The 16806-nt window shown below is 61.8% G+C and carries 16 protein-coding genes; 12 read left to right on the top strand and 4 right to left on the bottom strand.

Annotated elements, in window-relative coordinates; genetic code table 11:
- Positions 1-321: 321 nt before the first annotated feature.
- Positions 322-810, bottom strand: a complete 489-nt coding sequence (bkdR, locus tag ACTJLA_RS13360; protein ID WP_003174877.1) for a Bkd operon transcriptional regulator BkdR — start codon at positions 808-810, stop codon at positions 322-324.
- Positions 811-1005: 195 nt separating this feature from the next.
- Here bkdR and ACTJLA_RS13355 point away from each other — a divergent pair, with 195 nt between their 5' ends.
- The 5 genes from ACTJLA_RS13355 (at position 1006) to ACTJLA_RS13335 (ending at position 7164) form a co-directional block, all read left to right on the top strand.
- Positions 1006-2241, top strand: coding sequence for a 3-methyl-2-oxobutanoate dehydrogenase (2-methylpropanoyl-transferring) subunit alpha (locus tag ACTJLA_RS13355; RefSeq protein WP_054898243.1), 1236 nt, complete (start codon positions 1006-1008; stop codon positions 2239-2241).
- A gap of 1 nt (position 2242) precedes the next feature.
- Positions 2243-3301, top strand: coding sequence for an alpha-ketoacid dehydrogenase subunit beta (locus ACTJLA_RS13350; protein ID WP_005789444.1), 1059 nt, complete (start codon positions 2243-2245; stop codon positions 3299-3301).
- Positions 3302-4567, top strand: a complete 1266-nt coding sequence (locus tag ACTJLA_RS13345) for a dihydrolipoamide acetyltransferase family protein (protein WP_089042213.1) — start codon at positions 3302-3304, stop codon at positions 4565-4567.
- 4 nt (positions 4568-4571) lie between these two features.
- On the top strand, positions 4572-5951 hold the full coding sequence (gene lpdA / locus ACTJLA_RS13340; RefSeq protein WP_054917420.1) for a dihydrolipoyl dehydrogenase: 1380 nt from the start codon (positions 4572-4574) through the stop codon (positions 5949-5951).
- Positions 5952-6144: 193 nt separating this feature from the next.
- Positions 6145-7164 (top strand): branched-chain amino acid aminotransferase, encoded by a 1020-nt coding sequence (locus ACTJLA_RS13335; RefSeq protein WP_003192309.1) that lies wholly within the window; start codon positions 6145-6147, stop codon positions 7162-7164.
- Between the two features lie 253 nt (positions 7165-7417).
- Here the strand turns inward: ACTJLA_RS13335 and ACTJLA_RS13330 are convergent, their stop codons facing one another.
- Positions 7418-8311, bottom strand: a complete 894-nt coding sequence (locus tag ACTJLA_RS13330; RefSeq protein WP_314550339.1) for a GNAT family acetyltransferase — start codon at positions 8309-8311, stop codon at positions 7418-7420.
- A gap of 223 nt (positions 8312-8534) precedes the next feature.
- On the opposite strand from ACTJLA_RS13330, the gene ctlX reads away from it, so the two are divergent.
- The 7 genes from ctlX (at position 8535) to ACTJLA_RS13295 (ending at position 14447) form a co-directional block, all read left to right on the top strand.
- Positions 8535-9461 (top strand): citrulline utilization hydrolase CtlX, encoded by a 927-nt coding sequence (gene ctlX / locus ACTJLA_RS13325; protein ID WP_057974965.1) that lies wholly within the window; start codon positions 8535-8537, stop codon positions 9459-9461.
- Positions 9462-9472: 11 nt separating this feature from the next.
- On the top strand, positions 9473-10519 hold the full coding sequence (locus ACTJLA_RS13320) for an ornithine cyclodeaminase (protein WP_072446153.1): 1047 nt from the start codon (positions 9473-9475) through the stop codon (positions 10517-10519).
- A gap of 227 nt (positions 10520-10746) precedes the next feature.
- Positions 10747-11526 carry an ABC transporter substrate-binding protein gene (locus tag ACTJLA_RS13315; RefSeq protein WP_032896457.1) on the top strand — a complete coding sequence of 260 codons (780 nt, stop codon included), beginning with the start codon at positions 10747-10749 and terminating at the stop codon, positions 11524-11526.
- A 173-nt stretch (positions 11527-11699) separates the two neighbouring features.
- Complete coding sequence (locus tag ACTJLA_RS13310) at positions 11700-12401, top strand: ABC transporter permease (protein ID WP_089042212.1); 702 nt, start codon at positions 11700-11702, stop codon at positions 12399-12401.
- A complete protein-coding gene (locus ACTJLA_RS13305) occupies positions 12398-13111 on the top strand; it encodes an ABC transporter permease (protein WP_054897441.1) in 714 nt (237 codons plus the stop codon). The genes ACTJLA_RS13310 and ACTJLA_RS13305 overlap by 4 nt, the downstream gene beginning before the upstream one ends.
- Positions 13112-13114: 3 nt before the next feature.
- Complete coding sequence (locus tag ACTJLA_RS13300; protein WP_014719025.1) at positions 13115-13945, top strand: ABC transporter ATP-binding protein; 831 nt, start codon at positions 13115-13117, stop codon at positions 13943-13945.
- Between the two features lie 4 nt (positions 13946-13949).
- Positions 13950-14447 (top strand): Lrp/AsnC family transcriptional regulator, encoded by a 498-nt coding sequence (locus ACTJLA_RS13295; RefSeq protein ID WP_236456484.1) that lies wholly within the window; start codon positions 13950-13952, stop codon positions 14445-14447.
- A gap of 127 nt (positions 14448-14574) precedes the next feature.
- Here the strand turns inward: ACTJLA_RS13295 and ACTJLA_RS13290 are convergent, their stop codons facing one another.
- Together ACTJLA_RS13290 and ACTJLA_RS13285 are read right to left on the bottom strand one after the other, a co-directional pair.
- Positions 14575-15456 (bottom strand): TIGR03915 family putative DNA repair protein, encoded by an 882-nt coding sequence (locus ACTJLA_RS13290; RefSeq protein WP_054917426.1) that lies wholly within the window; start codon positions 15454-15456, stop codon positions 14575-14577.
- Positions 15453-16673 carry a putative DNA modification/repair radical SAM protein gene (locus ACTJLA_RS13285; RefSeq protein ID WP_014719028.1) on the bottom strand — a complete coding sequence of 407 codons (1221 nt, stop codon included), beginning with the start codon at positions 16671-16673 and terminating at the stop codon, positions 15453-15455. The genes ACTJLA_RS13290 and ACTJLA_RS13285 overlap by 4 nt, the downstream gene beginning before the upstream one ends.
- Between the last annotated feature and the right edge of the window lie 133 nt (positions 16674-16806).

Below are 16806 nucleotides of genomic sequence, written 5' to 3'. Positions count from 1 at the left end.
ATTACGGGCACACCGAGCCTAAGCGAGGTGCCGAGTGGTGGGGCAAGAGCGCTTTGCTTACTTTCGCGCTTTTCGAAAGTGAGCCGCCGTCAGGGCGGAACCCTAAGTGGCCGTTACCGCAGGAATGGATATGTACACAATCCAGCTGCATTGACTGTGAGGCCGTCTTCGCAGGCAAGCCAGCTCCCACAGTTGGATCGTTAGGGTGTCAGGTAGGTAGTCCTCGGCTGTCAGGCCGCCATCGCAGGCAAGCCAGCTCCCACAGTTGGATCGCGGGGTGCCGTCATCACAGGCAAGCCCCACATTTTGTCCCGTGTTGAATCAGGAACCGAGGCTGATGCCGTTGGCCGGCAACGGCAGCGCGGTTTTGTAGCGCACTTGCTTCAAGGCAAAGCTGGAGCGAATGTTCGCCACCCCAGGCACCTTGGTCAAAAAGTCCATCATAAAGCGCTCCAGCGACTGGATCGTGGGCACCAACACGCGGATCAAATAGTCCGGGTCGCCGGCCATCAGGTAGCACTCCATCACCTCAGGCCGATCCGAGATCGCCCCTTCGAATTGCTGCAGCGCCAGCTCGTTCTGTTTTTCCAGGCTCACGTGGATGAACACATTGACGTGCAGCCCCAGCAGATCAGCATCCAGCAGCGTAACCTGCTCACGAATCAGCCCCAGTTCTTCCATCGCCTTGACCCGGTTGAAACACGGCGTGGGCGACAGGTTGACCGAGCGAGCCAGGTCGGCATTGGTGATCCGGGCATTCTCTTGCAGGGCGTTAAGAATGCCGATATCGGTACGGTCCAGTTTGCGCATGAGACAAAATCACCTGTTTATTATGTTTATGCAGTTTTTTTATCCGCAAATGGCCGGCAACGCAATGAAACAGAGATAAATATTCTTCTACGCCACGCCTATGATTGTTGTAGGACAAGATTTCTTCTATCCGAAGACTGACTGTCAGCTAGCGCGCCCACTACAAGAAATTCACAAGATAGAGCGTAGAAAGCCATGACCCAGCCGTATGCACCGCTGCGCCTGCACGTTCCCGAACCCTCGGGCCGCCCAGGCTGCAAGACCGACTTCACCTACTTGCGTTTGACCGACGCCGGCCTGGTACGCAAACCCGCCATCGACGTAGAGCCCGCCGACACCGCCGACCTGGCCAAGGGCCTGATCCGTGTGCTCGACGATCAGGGCCAGGCCCTGGGCCCGTGGGCCGAAGGTGTCTCCACCGAGATCATGCGCAAAGGCATGCGCGCCATGCTCAAGACGCGCATTTTCGACAACCGTATGGTGGTCGCCCAGCGTCAGAAAAAAATGTCGTTCTACATGCAAAGCCTTGGCGAAGAAGCCATCGGCAGCGCCCAGGCCCTGGCCTTGAATATCGACGACATGTGCTTCCCCACCTATCGCCAGCAAAGCATCCTGATGGCCCGCGAGGTGCCGCTGGTGGACCTGATCTGCCAACTGCTGTCCAACGAGCGCGACCCGCTCAAGGGCCGCCAATTGCCGATCATGTATTCGGTCAAGGAGGCGGGCTTCTTCACTATTTCCGGCAACCTTGCCACCCAATTCGTGCAGGGCGTGGGTTGGGGCATGGCCTCGGCGATCAAGGGCGATACCAAGATCGCCTCGGCCTGGATCGGCGACGGCGCCACTGCTGAATCGGACTTCCACACCGCCCTCACCTTCGCACACGTGTACCGCGCGCCGGTGATCCTCAACGTGGTCAACAACCAGTGGGCGATCTCCACCTTCCAGGCCATCGCTGGCGGTGAAGCCACCACCTTCGCCGGACGCGGCGTCGGGTGCGGCATCGCTTCCCTGCGCGTGGACGGCAATGACTTTATCGCCGTGTACGCCGCCTCGGCCTGGGCCGCCGAACGTGCGCGCCGTAACCTGGGGCCCACCCTGATCGAGTGGGTCACCTACCGCGCCGGCCCGCATTCCACCTCCGATGACCCATCCAAATATCGACCCGCCGACGACTGGAGCCACTTCCCGTTGGGCGATCCGATTGCCCGCCTCAAGCAGCACCTGATCAAGATTGGCCAGTGGTCCGAAGAGGAACACGCGGCGGTCAGTGCAGAACTTGAAGCCGAAGTGGTCAAGGCGCAGAAAGAAGCCGAACAGTACGGCACCCTGGCCGGTGGCCAGATTCCAAGCGCCGCGACCATGTTCGAGGATGTCTATAAAGAGATGCCGGAGCACTTGAAGCGCCAGCGTCAAGAGCTGGGGGTGTGACATGAACGACCACAACAACAGTATCGAACTGGAAACCGCCATGACCACCACCACCATGACCATGATCCAGGCCCTGCGCTCGGCCATGGATGTGATGCTTGAGCGTGACGACAACGTGGTGGTGTTCGGCCAGGACGTCGGTTACTTCGGCGGCGTGTTCCGTTGCACCGAAGGCTTGCAGACCAAGTACGGTAGCTCGCGGGTGTTTGACGCGCCGATCTCGGAAAGCGGCATCGTCGGCGTGGCCGTGGGCATGGGCGCTTACGGCCTGCGCCCGGTAGCGGAAATCCAGTTCGCCGACTACGTCTACCCCGCCACCGACCAGATCATTTCCGAAGCGGCACGCCTGCGTTATCGCTCGGCCGGCCAGTTCACTGCGCCCTTGACCATGCGCATGCCCTGCGGCGGCGGCATCTATGGCGGCCAGACCCACAGCCAGAGTATCGAAGCGGTGTTCACCCAGGTCTGCGGCCTGCGCACGGTGATGCCGTCCAACCCCTATGACGCCAAGGGCCTGCTGATCGCCTCCATCGAAAACGATGACCCGGTGATCTTCCTCGAACCCAAGCGCCTGTATAACGGCCCTTTCGATGGCCACCACGACCGCCCGGTAACGCCGTGGTCCAAACACCCCCAAGCCCAGGTGCCGGACGGTTACTACACCGTGCCCCTGGACGTAGCCGCCATCGTGCGCCCAGGCTCGGCCGTGACCGTGCTGACCTATGGCACCACCGTGTATGTGTCGCAAGTCGCCGCTGAAGAAACCGGCATCGACGCCGAGGTCATTGACCTGCGCAGCCTGTGGCCGCTGGACCTGGAGACCATCGTCAAGTCGGTGAAAAAGACCGGCCGTTGCGTGGTGGTGCATGAGGCCACGCGCACCTGCGGCTTTGGTGCCGAGTTGGTCTCGCTGGTGCAAGAGCATTGCTTCCACCACCTGGAAGCGCCGATCGAACGCGTCACTGGTTGGGACACTCCCTACCCGCACGCGCAGGAGTGGGCGTATTTCCCAGGGCCGTCCCGAGTGGGCGCGGCGTTGAAACGGGTCATGGAGGTCTGAATGGGCACGCACGTTATCAAGATGCCGGACATTGGCGAAGGCATCGCGGAAGTTGAATTATCGGTATGGCATGTAAAGGTCGGCGACTTGGTGGTTGAAGACCAGGTGCTGGCGGATGTGATGACCGACAAGGCGATGGTGGATATTCCCTCGCCGGTCCACGGCAAGGTGATTTCCCTCGGCGGCGAGCCGGGTGAGGTCATGGCAGTGGGCAGCATTTTGATCAGCATTGAAGTGGAAGGCGCAGGCAATACCAAGGATACGCCGGAGGTTGCCGAGCCGGCGAAGGCCGCGCCGCCTGTGGCCGAAGCCAAACCGGTACAGGCGCCGGTAGAAAGCAAGCCCGCTGCAGTAGTGAAAGCGCCGCAAGCGCCCGTGGCCCGTGAAGCCAGCGAACGCCCGTTGGCCTCGCCTGCCGTGCGCAAACACGCGCTGGATGCCGGGATTCAACTGCGCCTGGTCCAGGGCACAGGGCCTGCGGGCCGGATTCTGCATGAAGACCTGGAGGCCTACTTGCATCAAGGGCCGGCCACCAGCACCAGTGCCGCCAACCCTTATGCCGAGCGCAATGACGAACACCAGATCCCGGTGATCGGCATGCGCCGCAAGATCGCCCAGCGCATGCAGGACGCAACCCGCCGCGCCGCGCATTTCAGCTACGTGGAAGAGATCGACGTCACCGCCCTCGACGAGTTGCGCGTGCACCTCAACGAGAAGCACGGTGCGACACGCGGCAAGCTGACCCTGCTGCCGTTTATCGTGCGGGCCATGGTGGTAGCCTTGCGCGACTTCCCGCAGATCAATGCGCGTTACGACGACGAAGCCCAGGTCATCACTCGCCTTGGTGCCGTGCACGTGGGCGTCGCCACCCAGAGCGACGTGGGCCTGATGGTGCCGGTGGTGCGCCACGCCGAAGCCCGCAGCCTGTGGGGCACTGCCGAAGAAATCGCGCGTTTGGCCAATGCCGCACGCACAGGCAAGGCCAGCCGTGAAGAGCTGTCCGGTTCGACCATTACCCTGACCAGCCTTGGCGCCCTGGGCGGCATCGTCAGTACGCCAGTGCTGAACCTGCCGGAAGTGGCCATCGTCGGCGTCAACCGCATCGTTGAGCGGCCGATGGTGATCAAGGGCCAGATTGTGGTGCGCAAGATGATGAACCTCTCCAGCTCTTTCGATCACCGCGTGGTCGATGGCATGGACGCGGCGCAATTCATCCAGGCCATTCGCGGCCTGCTCGAACAACCCGCCAGCCTGTTCCTGGAGTAAGGGCATGACTCAGACATTGCACACCACGCTGCTGATTATCGGCGGCGGCCCCGGCGGTTATGTCGCGGCGATTCGCGCAGGCCAACTGGGCATCCCCACCATTCTGGTGGAGGGCCAAGCACTGGGCGGCACCTGCCTGAACATTGGCTGCATTCCCTCTAAGGCGCTGATCCATGTGGCCGAGCAGTTCCAGCAAACCGTGCACCATAGCCAGGGCTCGCAGTTGGGCATTGAGGTGGATGTACCGACTTTGGACATCCGCAAGAGCGTGGAATGGAAAGACGGCATCGTTGACCGCCTGACCACCGGCGTCGCCGCACTGCTGAAAAAACACAAGGTGCAGGTGATCCATGGCTGGGCCAAAGTCATCGACGGCAAGACCGTCGAGGTGGGCGAGCAACGCATCCAGTGCGAACACCTGCTGTTAGCCACCGGCTCGACAAGCGTCAACCTGCCGATGCTGCCGATTGGCGGGCCGATTATCTCGTCCACCGAAGCCCTGGCACCGACCCATGTACCCAAACGTTTGATCGTGGTGGGCGGTGGTTATATCGGCCTGGAACTGGGGATTGCCTACCGCAAGCTGGGTGCCGACGTCAGCGTGGTCGAGGCCCAGGCGCACATCCTGCCGGCCTACGACGCCGAGCTGACCCTGCCGGTGGCTGAATCCCTGAAGAAACTCGGCGTGAAGCTGTACCTGGAACACAGCGTCACCGGCTTTGCCGACAACAAGCTGCAAATACGTGCACCCAATGGCGACACCCTGGCGCTGGACACCGACCAGGTGCTGGTCGCCGTGGGGCGCAAACCCAACACCCAAGGCTGGAACCTCGAAGCGCTGAACCTGGACATGAACGGCGCGGCGATCAAGATCGACAGCCGCTGCCAGACCAGCATGCGCAACGTGTACGCCATTGGCGACCTCAGTGGCGAGCCGATGCTGGCGCACCGGGCCATGGCCCAGGGCGAAATGGTTGCCGAACTGATTAGCGGCAAGGCCCGCGAATTCAACCCGGCGGCAATTCCGGCGGTGTGCTTTACCGACCCGGAACTGGTGGTGGTCGGCAAGACCCCGGACGAGGCCAAGGCGGCTGGCTTGGATTGCATTGTGTCGAGCTTCCCGTTCGCCGCCAATGGCCGGGCCATGACGCTGGAGTCCAAGGCCGGCTTCGTGCGGGTGGTGGCGCGGCGTGACAATCACTTGATTGTTGGCTGGCAAGCGGTGGGGGCTGGGGTTTCGGAACTCTCCACTGCGTTTGGCCTGAGCCTGGAAATGGGCGCGCGCCTGGAGGATGTGGCCGGGACCATCCATGCCCATCCGACCCTGGGTGAAGCGGTGCAGGAAGCCGCGCTGCGGGCATTGGGGCACGCGTTGCACCTGTAAAAACACAACCCCTGTAGGAGCGAGCTTGCTCGCGAAAATCGCCAACGATAACGCGGGCCACCCAGTTAAACGCGGCGTCCTTGCGTTCTTCGCGAGCAAGCTCGCTCCTACAGGGGATGCGAACAGCCCTGTGAATGCAGTATTGTTCGCCCATCCAGAAAAAAATCCGACTTGACCAGAGATAGAGGGTGTCATGGGTAACGAGAGCATCAATTGGGACAAGCTGGGTTTTGACTACATCAAGACCGACAAGCGGTTTCTCCAGGTCTGGAAGAACGGCGAATGGCAAGCTGGCACCCTGACCGACGACAATGTGCTGCACATCAGCGAGGGCTCCACTGCCCTGCATTATGGCCAGCAATGCTTCGAGGGTCTGAAGGCCTACCGTTGCAAGGACGGTTCGATCAACCTGTTCCGCCCGGACCAGAACGCCGCCCGCATGCAGCGCAGCTGTGGCCGCCTGCTGATGCCACAAGTGCCGACCGACGCGTTCATCGACGCCTGCAAACAAGTGGTCAAGGCCAACGAGCGCTTCATCCCGCCGTACGGCAGTGGCGGCGCGCTGTACCTGCGCCCGTTCGTGATCGGCACCGGTGACAACATCGGCGTGCGTACCGCGCCGGAATTCATCTTCTCGGTGTTCTGCATCCCGGTCGGTGCCTACTTCAAGGGCGGCCTGGTGCCGCACAACTTCCAGATCTCCGGCTACGACCGCGCCGCGCCGCAAGGCACCGGTGCCGCCAAGGTCGGTGGCAACTACGCCGCCAGCCTGATGCCCGGCTCGGAAGCGAAGAAATCCGGTTTCGCCGACGCGATCTATCTGGACCCGATGACCCACTCGAAAATCGAAGAAGTCGGCTCGGCCAACTTCTTCGGGATCACCCACGACAACCAGTTCATCACGCCGAAGTCGCCTTCGGTATTGCCAGGCATCACCCGCCTGTCGCTGATCGAACTGGCCCAGACCCGCCTGGGCCTGGAAGTGGTAGAAGGCGAAGTGTTCATCGACAAGCTGGACCAATTCAAGGAAGCCGGCGCCTGCGGTACCGCTGCGGTGATCTCGCCTATCGGCGGCATCCAGTACAACGGCAAGCTGCACGTGTTCCACAGCGAAACCGAAGTCGGCCCGATTACCCAGAAGCTTTACAAAGAGCTGACCGGTGTGCAGACCGGTGACGTGGAAGCGCCAGCGGGTTGGATCGTCAAGGTCTGACAGCCACAAAAGCCAGCGACACCACAAAACCCTGTGGGAGCTGGCTGGTTGATCGTTCCCACGCTCCGCTTGATCGTGCTTGATCGTTCCCACGCTCCGCGTGGGAATGCAATGCATCCCCTGACGCTCCGCGTCACCTGTTGTCCGGCGGGACGCGGAGCATCCCAGGCGGCATTCCCACGCAGAGCGTGGGAACGATCAAAGGCCTATCGCTATCGCAGGCAAGCCAGCTCCCACACTGGTTTCTGCACCTTCATGAGCGTGGCGTAATATTCTCGGCAATCTTCTTGTCCATACTGATCCTCGGCTCCACCCCATACCCCAACGCCTCATAAAACCCCACCACCACGTCATTGCCGCCGGTGATCTGCAGGTTGATTTTCATGCAACCCAGCGCAGTCAACGCCTGTTCGGCATAGCGCACCAGCGACGACCCCAGGCCATGGCGCCGATAGTCGGTATGCACCGCCACCGAATACAACCAGCCACGATGCCCGTCATAGCCGGCGAGGATCGTACCGATCACGGCTTTGTTGTCGGTGGCAACGAAGAACAACCCGTCATTGACCGCCAGTTTCTTATCAATCGCCAGGCTCGGCAGGTTATGCGCGGTGTCATAGCCAAACGCCTGCTGCCATAACTCAATCACCTGGGCACGGTGTTGACGGTCGCGATACGGCCCGATGGGGTGGCGGGACAACAGCGCCTTTTCCATCACCAACGTGCGCTCGTTGCCGTGGTACACGTCACGCACGTTGTGAAAACCCAGCTTGGCGTAGAAGGCTTGCGCCGTCAGCGAGGACGGCACGCTCAGCACCGTCACGCCGGCTTCACGGGCGCGCAGCTCGATCTCGATCATCAACAATCGGCCAATGCCCTGCCCTTGCAGCGCCGGGTTGACGAACACCGAGCGCACCACGTTGCCGTCCAGTGCGGCCGTAGCAACGATCAGTTGATCCTGAGTCGCCACCAACACCACACGCCGCTGGAGTAACGCCATTACCGCGTCGGGGGTGAAGTTGCTGGCAACCCGCGCAATCACATCTGCTGGGTAATCACGTGCGTTGCTGCTGTGCAGCGCAGCCAGGATGACCTGGCTGATGCCCTCGGCATCTGAAGGTTGGGCAAGGCGAACAGCAGTAGACATGGTTCCTCCTGGCTGACACAACGATAACAATCACCACAATACCAATGTGGGAGCTGGCTTGCCTGCTCCCACAGGTTGATCGTATTTCAATCTGGCAGCCGATTCGGCTGCCCCACCCCCGTTTTCAGCTTTCTTGGCTGAGCCACCCCGCTGTTTCAGCCGGGATCCTTTCCCCGCAACGCACACAATAGCGGCACAAGATCCCCAACGGACCCGTGCCCCCATGCAAACCACCAACACCGTCCTGATGATCCGCCCGGCGCGCTTTGCCTTCAACCCGGATACCGCGATCAACAACCGTTTCCAACGCCCGCCGCTGGACCCGCTCAGTGCACAGCACAAAGCGCTGGAGGAGTTCGACGGTTATGTCGACACCCTGCGCCAGCATGGCGTGGAGGTGCTGGTGGTGCAGGACACGCCGGCGCCTCATACGCCCGACTCGATCTTCCCCAACAACTGGTGGAGCAGCCATGCCGACGGCAGCCTGGTGCTCTACCCCATGGAAGGCCAGAACCGCCGACTGGAGCGCAACAAGGGCGTGCTGCAAGTACTGGAGCAACGCTTTGCGATCAACACCACCATCGACCTCAGCCACCTGGAACAACAGAACATCTTCCTGGAAGGCACCGGCAGCATGGTGCTCGACCGCCAGCACCGCATCAGCTACGCGTGCCATTCGGGGCGCACCCACCACGCGGCCCTGCGCCAGTTTGCCGAACGCCTCGACTACCAACTCTGTGTGTTCCACGCCCTGGACCGTCACCAGGCCCCCATCTACCACAGCAACGTGATGATGAGCGTTGGCCGCGACCTCGCGGTGGTGTGCCTGCAGGCCCTGCCCGACGACAGCGAGCGCCTGGCCCTGGAACGCTCCCTGCGTGACACCGGCAAGGACATCCTCAGCCTGGACTTCGACCAGTTGGAAGCCTTCGCCGGCAACATGCTGGAGGTCCACGACCGGGACGGCCAGCCATTGCTGGTGATGTCCGCCAGTGCCTGGGGCGCCCTGCATCCGGCGCAGCGTCAGCATGTGGAACGCCATACGCGGCCGGTGGTGGTGAATATCGACAACATCGAACGCATCGGCGGCGGCAGTGCCCGCTGCATGCTGGCCGAAGTGCATCTGCCGGCCCGTCCCTCATTTCAATAAGGAGTCCTGCCATGACCCGTTATATCGACGTCAACGACCTCAGCTACCTGGTATCGCAAAAAGGCCTGCAAACCTGTATCACCGAGATGGCCGACTACATTCGCGCCGACTACCTGCGCTGGCAGGATTTCGAAAAGTGCGCGCGCCTGGCCAACCACTCACCGGATGGCGTGATCGAGCTGATGCCGGTGTCCGACGCTTCGCTGTACGCCTTCAAGTACGTCAACGGCCACCCGAAAAACACCCTGGCCGGCATGCTCACCGTGATGGCGTTCGGCGCCTTGGGCGACGTCGACACCGGCAAACCGGTGCTGCTGGCGGAGATGACCCTGACCACTGCGATCCGCACCGCTGCCACCTCGGCCCTGGTCGCCCGCTCCCTGGCCCGCGCCAACAGCCGCAGCATGGCGCTGATCGGCAACGGCTGCCAAAGCGAATTCCAGGCTCTGGCCTTCCACGCCATGCTGGGCATTACTGAAATCCGCCTGTTCGACATCGACCCCCAGGCCACCGCCAAGCTCGCCGCCAACCTCAAGGCGTTCCCGGCGATCAAGGTGATCCTGGCCGCCAGCGTCGCCGAGGCAGTCAAAGGCGCGGACATTGTCACCACCGTGACTGCAGACAAGGCCTACGCCACCATCCTGACTGACGAGATGATCGAGCCAGGCATGCACCTCAATGCCGTGGGCGGTGACTGCCCGGGCAAGACCGAGCTGGACCGCCGTATCGTCGAGCGCGCCAGGGTGATCGTCGAGTACGAACCGCAAAGCCGCATCGAAGGCGAAATCCAGCACATGCCGGAAGATTCGCCGGTCACCGAGCTGTGGCAAGTGATCAACGGCCAACAGCCGGGCCGCGAGAATGAACGCCAGATCACCCTGTTCGACTCGGTGGGTTTTGCTATCGAAGACTACTCGGCCCTGCGCTATGTACTGGACGTGGCCAAGGCCCTGGATGTGGGCAGCGAGCTGGAGCTGGTGCCAGACCTGGCCGACCCGAAAGACCTGTTTGCACGCCTGGCCCAGCAACCTGTGGTACAGCATAAAAAGCGCGCCTGAAACCGCTCTGGCTTGCCGCTTTGCGCCCAGGGCAGGCCAGATTCGGGTGGGTTGAAAGCCGATTTTGCCGGTGTCACAGCCGATTCCGCTGCATTGCCTGTTTTAACAGCGCAATTTGCGCTTTGCGCAGGGGGTAAACGACACAAAAAACGCACCATCATGAAGCATTCTCTGCTCCCAGTTATTCACTGCCCCTGACATCAATTACAAAATATAGGGACCGACACATGACTCCTCTGCGATCACTCTTCGCTGCGTTGCTGTTGCCACTGTGCGCCACTGCTGCCCACGCCCAGGATTGGAAAGAAATCCGGTTTGGCGTGTTCCCCGAATACCCGCCCTTCGAATCCGTCGCCGCCGACGGCAGCCTGCAAGGTTTCGATATCGAACTGGGCAACGCCATCTGCGCCAAGCTCGAAGTGAAATGCACCTGGGTGCACAACGAATTCGACGGCATGATCCCGGCCCTGCGTGCGCGCAAGTTCGACGCGATCATGTCCTCCATGGCCGTGACCCCGGCCCGCGAGAAAGTCATCGACTTCACCGACCGCCTGTTCCTCAGCCCCACCTCGGTGATCACCCGAAAAAACGCCACCTTCGGTGACACCCCAGAATCGCTGAACGGCAAGCAGGTTGGCGTGCTGCAAGGCTCGTTGCAGGAAGCCTATGCCCGCGCGCACCTGGCCAAGCTCGGTGCACAGATCAAGGCGTACCAGTCTCAGGAACAGAACTACGCCGACCTGCAAAACGGCCGCCTCGACGCCACCCTGACGGACAAGCTCGAAGCCCAGCTCAACTTCCTGTCCAAGCCCGAAGGCGCCGACTTCAAGACCGGCCCGGCCTTCAAGGACCCGACCCTGCCTCTGGACATCGCCATGGGCCTGCGCAAGAACGACCAGGCGTTGCGTGAGCTGATCAACAAGGGCATCGCCGCCGTCCAGGCCGATGGCACCTACGCCCAGATCCAGAAGAAATATTTTGGCGATCAGGACATCTACAACGAGTAACCGGCAACCGTGCCCCTGTGGGAGCGGGCGTGTTGTGGCGAGGGAGCTTGCTCCCGCTGGGGTGCNCGCCCCCAAAAAGCCGGCTCCAGCTGCGCTGTCGAACGGGAGCAAGCTCCCTCGCCACAACAAGCAGTTCCCACAGTAAATCCGTGCACTCCTTCGAGATCTTCCCCATGAACGACCTCCTCAACCTGCAAGGCTACGGCCCCATGCTGGCCCAGGGTGCCTGGATGACGCTCAAGCTGGCGTTCCTCGCCCTGACCCTGAGCCTTACCCTGGGCCTCGTCGCCGCGGGTGCCAAACTCTCCAGCGTCAAATGGCTGCGCGTGCCGGCCACGCTCTACACCACGTTGATCCGCAGCGTGCCGGACCTGGTGCTGATCCTGCTGATCTTCTACAGCCTGCAACTGTGGCTCAACGACCTGACCGAAGCGTTCGGCTGGGACTACGTTGAAATCGACCCGTTTACCGCCGGGGTGATCACCCTGGGGTTTATCTACGGTGCATATTTCACCGAGAACTTCCGGGGTGCGATCCTCAGCGTGCCGGCCGGCCAACTGGAAGCCGCCACCGCCTACGGCCTGAGCCGCTGGCAGCGCTTTCACCTGGTGCTGTTCCCGCAACTGATGCGCTTTGCCCTGCCGGGCCTGGGCAATAACTGGCTGGTGCTGCTCAAGTCCACGGCGCTGGTGTCGATCATCGGCCTGTCAGACCTGGTCAAGGCCGCCCAGAACGCCGGCAAGTCCACCAGCGAGCCGCTGTACTTCCTGATCCTCGCGGGCCTGGTGTACCTGGTGATTACTACCCTCTCCAACCGCATCTTCAAGCGCCTGGAACGGCGCTATAACCTGGGCATCAAGGGGATGGCGCGATGATCGAATTGTTCCAGCAATACGGCCTGGCCTACCTGTTCAGCGATGGCAGCGGCCTGTCCGGTGTCGCCATGACCTTGTGGCTGTTCATTATCTCGGTGGTACTGGGCTTCGCCCTGTCGATCCCCCTGGCGCTGGCACGCGTCTCAGAACATTTCTGGCTGCGCTGGCCGGTGGAGGTCTACACCTACCTGTTCCGCGGCACGCCGCTGTATATCCAACTGTTGATTTGCTACACCGGGCTGTACAGCCTGGAAGTGGTGCAGGACAACGCCCTGCTCAACCAGTTTTTCCGCAATGCGCTGAACTGCACACTGTTGGCGTTTGTGCTCAACACCTGCGCCTACACCGTGGAAATCTTCGCCGGGGCAATCCGCAACATTCCCCATGGCGAGATCGAAGCGGCACGCGCCTATGGCCTGCACGGCTGGCGGCTGAACCTGTTTGTGATCGTGCCCGCCGCATTGCGTCGCGCCCTGCCGGCCTACAGCAATGAAATGATCCTGATGCTGCACGCCACGTCGCTGGCGTTCACCGCCACCGTCGCCGACATCCTCAAGGTCGCCCGCGATGCGAATGCCGAGACGTTCCTGACCTTCCAGGCCTTCGGCATCGCCGCCCTGCTCTACATGCTGCTGTCCTTTGCACTGGTGGGCCTGTTCAGGCTGGCCGAACGTCGCTGGATGCGCTTTCTTGTTCCTACCCGAGGCTAACCCATGAATCAGTCCGCGCAGGCCCTGGCCGCTTATCCAATGGATGTACCGGTCGGCAAAACCGCCACGGCGGCCATCAAGCTGCAAGTCGAAGGTATCCATAAACGCTACGGCGAGCACGAAGTGCTCAAGGGCGTGTCCCTCAATGCACGCCAGGGCGACGTGATCAGCCTGATCGGCGCCAGCGGCTCGGGCAAAAGCACGATGCTGCGGTGCATCAACTTTCTGGAACAGCCTGACGCCGGGGTGATCACCCTGGACGGCATCAGCATCGAAATGCAACCAGGCCGCGCCGGCACCCGTGCGCCGCACCAGGCGCAACTGCAAAACCTGCGCACGCGCCTGGCCATGGTGTTCCAGCACTTCAACCTGTGGAGCCACATGACCGTGCTGGAAAACATCACCATGGCCCCGCGCCGGGTGCTGAACGTGAGCGCCGCCGAAGCCGAGAAACGTGCGCGGCTGTACCTGGACAAGGTGGGCCTGCCGAGCCGCGTGGCGGATCAATATCCGGCGTTCCTGTCCGGTGGCCAGCAGCAGCGCGTGGCGATTGCGCGGGCGCTGGCGATGGAGCCGGAGATCATCCTGTTTGATGAACCCACCTCGGCCCTGGACCCGGAGCTTGTAGGAGAAGTGCTTAAAGTCATACAGACGTTGGCAGAGGAAGGTCGTACCATGTTGATGGTCACCCACGAAATGGGCTTTGCCCGCCAGGTGTCCAGCCAAGTACTGTTCCTGCACCAGGGCCGAGTCGAAGAACACGGCGGCGCCGAGATCCTCGACCATCCCACCAGCGAACGCTTGCAGCAATTTCTTTCCAACCGTTTGAAGTGAACTCATGGATACCAAGGCCAACGGACCCCATTCTTCCCCTACGCTGGATCGCATCGACGAAGCGATCATCGACGTACTCAGGCATCAGGGGCGTATCACCTACGAAAAGCTCTCGTCATTGGTGCACCTCACCCCCAGGCCCTGCCTGGAGCGGGTGCGCAAGCTGGAGCGACGCGGGGTGATCCGTGGGTATGGGGCGATCATCGATGTGCAGATGGTCTCACCGGGGCTGTCGCTGCTGGTGCTGGTGGCCCTGTCCAACCAAAGCGGGCGCTCGGCGCAAAAGGCCTTCGAAGCCTGCGTGAAAGCCTGCCCGCAGGTATTCGAATGCCAGTTGATCAGCGGGCCGTTCGACTACAGCCTGCGCATGCGCTGCCGGGATATGGAGCATTACCGGGTGCTGACCGAGAACTGGTTGAACAATGATGAGTTGCACATTGATAAGCTGGTGGCGCATCCGGAGTTGGCGGTGGTCAAGAACACCGCGACCGAACTGGCCTGAACCAGCTAGCTCGTTCCCACGCTCTGCGTGGGAATGCATCCAATGACGCTCCGCGTCACAACTTCAAGAGCAGACGCGGAGCGTCCAGGGTGGCATTCCCACGCAGAGCGTGGGAACGATCAATCAGTCACCCCACATCTGACGGGTCGACCGCTATCGCAGGCAAGCCAGCTCCCACATTGACCGGGTTTGCAATTCTTTTGCCTGGCTTGGCACCCACCAGCTTCGCCTGCCCATCCTTCTGCTTGCCCGTACGCGCCTCGCTGATCAGCCCCGGGATCAACTTGCCCTCCGGCAAATTCTTCCAGAAGCGGCTGGGCAAATGCCCTTCCATCACCTTGGGGTTCAGCCGCGCCGGGTTGAAGATGTGGCTGTAGTAGGTCAACCACATCGCACTGTGGGGATCTTCAACATTCTGTGCCAGTTGCTGCCAGGCCTCGGGGCACTGGCGCTGATGAATCAATTGCTCGCCGTCGTAATACACCCCGTCCAGGGGCGTGGCGATCATCCAGCGATGGCGGCCCATGCGCCCGATAAAATGCTCGCTGGCGCTCTTGAGAATGTCATGGGCCGGCTCATGCCAGGCCACGTACTCCGGCAGTTCCGGCCCGGCCCCGTCCGGCAGCGCGATGAAGCGCACAAACGCATGCAAGTGGTGGGCTTCCCGGCTGACTTGCTTGATGCGCCGCTGCAATTCGCTGCCAAGCTTGTCACCCGCGAGCATGGCGGTGCGATCACCATGGCTGACCCGCCACAGCACTTCATACAACAGGCTCCAGCGCTGATCACCGTGATAACAGGCAGCGGACTCCAGCAATTGCAACAACGCCTTGGGTATGCGCGCCTGAAACGGCCCCATCCCTGGTGGGATCAGTTCATCGGTAGCGAACAGGTCCGCCGCCTGCACCTCGCCCCAACTGACCTGGCTGGGGTCGACCTGATGGCTGAGCAACCAGCGGGCCTGTTCGCGCCAGGTACTGAACAGGTTGTCGCACTCCAGGCTGATCATCCCCACAGCCCCATCTGTTGCGGCTGCGGACGGTCACGCAATTGTTCGCGCAACAACACACTGGTGCTGTCGGCCTGCTGCGGGTGGTAGTCGCTGGTGATGAAAAACGGCTTGGCCTTGGCCAGCACGCAGCGCATGCGCGCCAGGTCTTCGAAGCGGATCTTGCGTTCACGGCGCAGGTCGACCAGGCGCTGGGTGGTGCGCAGGCCGATGCCGGGAATACGTGCGATCAGGGTCGGCTCGGCGCGGTTCAGGTCCAGGGGGAACACCTCACGATGCTCCAGGGCCCAGGCCAGCTTGGGGTCGATATCCAGTGCCAGGTCACCGGGGCCGGCGAACAGCTCATTGGCGCTGAAACCGTAGCTGCGCAGCAGGAAATCAGCCTGGTACAAGCGGTGCTCACGCATCAAGGGCGGCGCGGCCAGGGGTACGCTTTTCGGGCTGTTGGGGATGGGGCTGAACGCCGAGTAATACACGCGGCGCAGCTTGAAATTACCGTACAACGCCTCGGCACCGTGCAGGATGGTGCTGTCGTCGGTGTCGTCGGCACCGACGATCATCTGCGTGCTCTGCCCGGCCGGGGCAAAACGTGGCGCACGGGGTTCGTTGAGCACCGTCTGTTCGCCGGTGTAGATGGTCTGCATGGCCTGCTTGATCGAGCCGATCTGCTTCTCGGGCGCCAGGGTCTGCAGGCTGGCGTCGGTGGGCAGTTCGATATTTACGCTGAGGCGATCGGCATAACGGCCAGCCTCGGCGATCAGGGCCGGGTCGGCATCGGGGATGGTCTTGAGGTGGATATAACCGCGAAAGTCATGCTCTTCGCGCAGCAGTTTGGCGACCCGCACCAGTTGCTCCATGGTGTAGTCCGACGAACGGATGATGCCGGAACTGAGGAACAGCCCACTGACGCAATTGCGCTTGTAGAAATCCAGGGTCAGGGTGACCACCTCCTCCGGGCTGAAGCGCGCACGGGGCACGTCGCTGGAGCGGCGGTTGACGCAGTATTGGCAGTCGTAGAGGCAGAAGTTGGTGAGCAACACCTTGAGCAACGACACGCAACGGCCATCGGGCGTGTAGCTGTGGCAGATGCCCATGCCATTGGTGGAACCCAGCCCCGCCTTGCCCTCGGAACTGCGCTTGGGCGCGCCACTGCTGGCGCAGGACGCGTCGTACTTGGCGGCGTCGGCGAGGATGCTGAGTTTTTCGATCAACTGCATGGAGGGCTACCGATACTGGTTTTTTGTACAGTACCAATAGCCACACTTTGTCACAAGTGCCGTCTGTAGGAGCGAGCTCTTGTGGCGAGGGAGCTTGCTCCCGCTGGGCTGCGAAGCGGCCCCAAAAGCTTGC

The sequence above is a fragment of the Pseudomonas sp. 22072 genome (genome assembly GCF_052046095.1).
GTDB lineage: Bacteria > Pseudomonadota > Gammaproteobacteria > Pseudomonadales > Pseudomonadaceae > Aquipseudomonas > Aquipseudomonas paracarnis.
Note: the sequence above shows the minus strand (reverse complement) of the source record. Positions and strands in the feature narration are given on the sequence as shown.

Excerpts from the sequence above, each read along its gene's own strand:
- ACTJLA_RS13350 (WP_005789444.1), top strand. The coding sequence starts at position 2,243 with ATGAACGACCACAACAACAGTATCGAACTGGAAACCGCCATGACCACC.
- ACTJLA_RS13295 (WP_236456484.1), top strand. The coding sequence starts at position 13,950 with ATGGATACCAAGGCCAACGGACCCCATTCTTCCCCTACGCTGGATCGC.
- lpdA (WP_054917420.1), top strand. The coding sequence starts at position 4,572 with ATGACTCAGACATTGCACACCACGCTGCTGATTATCGGCGGCGGCCCC.
- ACTJLA_RS13300 (WP_014719025.1), top strand. The coding sequence starts at position 13,115 with ATGAATCAGTCCGCGCAGGCCCTGGCCGCTTATCCAATGGATGTACCG.
- ACTJLA_RS13355 (WP_054898243.1), top strand. The coding sequence starts at position 1,006 with ATGACCCAGCCGTATGCACCGCTGCGCCTGCACGTTCCCGAACCCTCG.
- ACTJLA_RS13285 (WP_014719028.1), bottom strand. The coding sequence starts at position 16,673 with ATGCAGTTGATCGAAAAACTCAGCATCCTCGCCGACGCCGCCAAGTAC.
- ACTJLA_RS13330 (WP_314550339.1), bottom strand. The coding sequence starts at position 8,311 with ATGTCTACTGCTGTTCGCCTTGCCCAACCTTCAGATGCCGAGGGCATC.
- ACTJLA_RS13305 (WP_054897441.1), top strand. The coding sequence starts at position 12,398 with ATGATCGAATTGTTCCAGCAATACGGCCTGGCCTACCTGTTCAGCGAT.
- ACTJLA_RS13315 (WP_032896457.1), top strand. The coding sequence starts at position 10,747 with ATGACTCCTCTGCGATCACTCTTCGCTGCGTTGCTGTTGCCACTGTGC.
- ACTJLA_RS13290 (WP_054917426.1), bottom strand. The coding sequence starts at position 15,456 with ATGATCAGCCTGGAGTGCGACAACCTGTTCAGTACCTGGCGCGAACAG.
- ACTJLA_RS13310 (WP_089042212.1), top strand. The coding sequence starts at position 11,700 with ATGAACGACCTCCTCAACCTGCAAGGCTACGGCCCCATGCTGGCCCAG.
- ACTJLA_RS13335 (WP_003192309.1), top strand. The coding sequence starts at position 6,145 with ATGGGTAACGAGAGCATCAATTGGGACAAGCTGGGTTTTGACTACATC.
- ACTJLA_RS13320 (WP_072446153.1), top strand. The coding sequence starts at position 9,473 with ATGACCCGTTATATCGACGTCAACGACCTCAGCTACCTGGTATCGCAA.
- ACTJLA_RS13345 (WP_089042213.1), top strand. The coding sequence starts at position 3,302 with ATGGGCACGCACGTTATCAAGATGCCGGACATTGGCGAAGGCATCGCG.
- ctlX (WP_057974965.1), top strand. The coding sequence starts at position 8,535 with ATGCAAACCACCAACACCGTCCTGATGATCCGCCCGGCGCGCTTTGCC.
- bkdR (WP_003174877.1), bottom strand. The coding sequence starts at position 810 with ATGCGCAAACTGGACCGTACCGATATCGGCATTCTTAACGCCCTGCAA.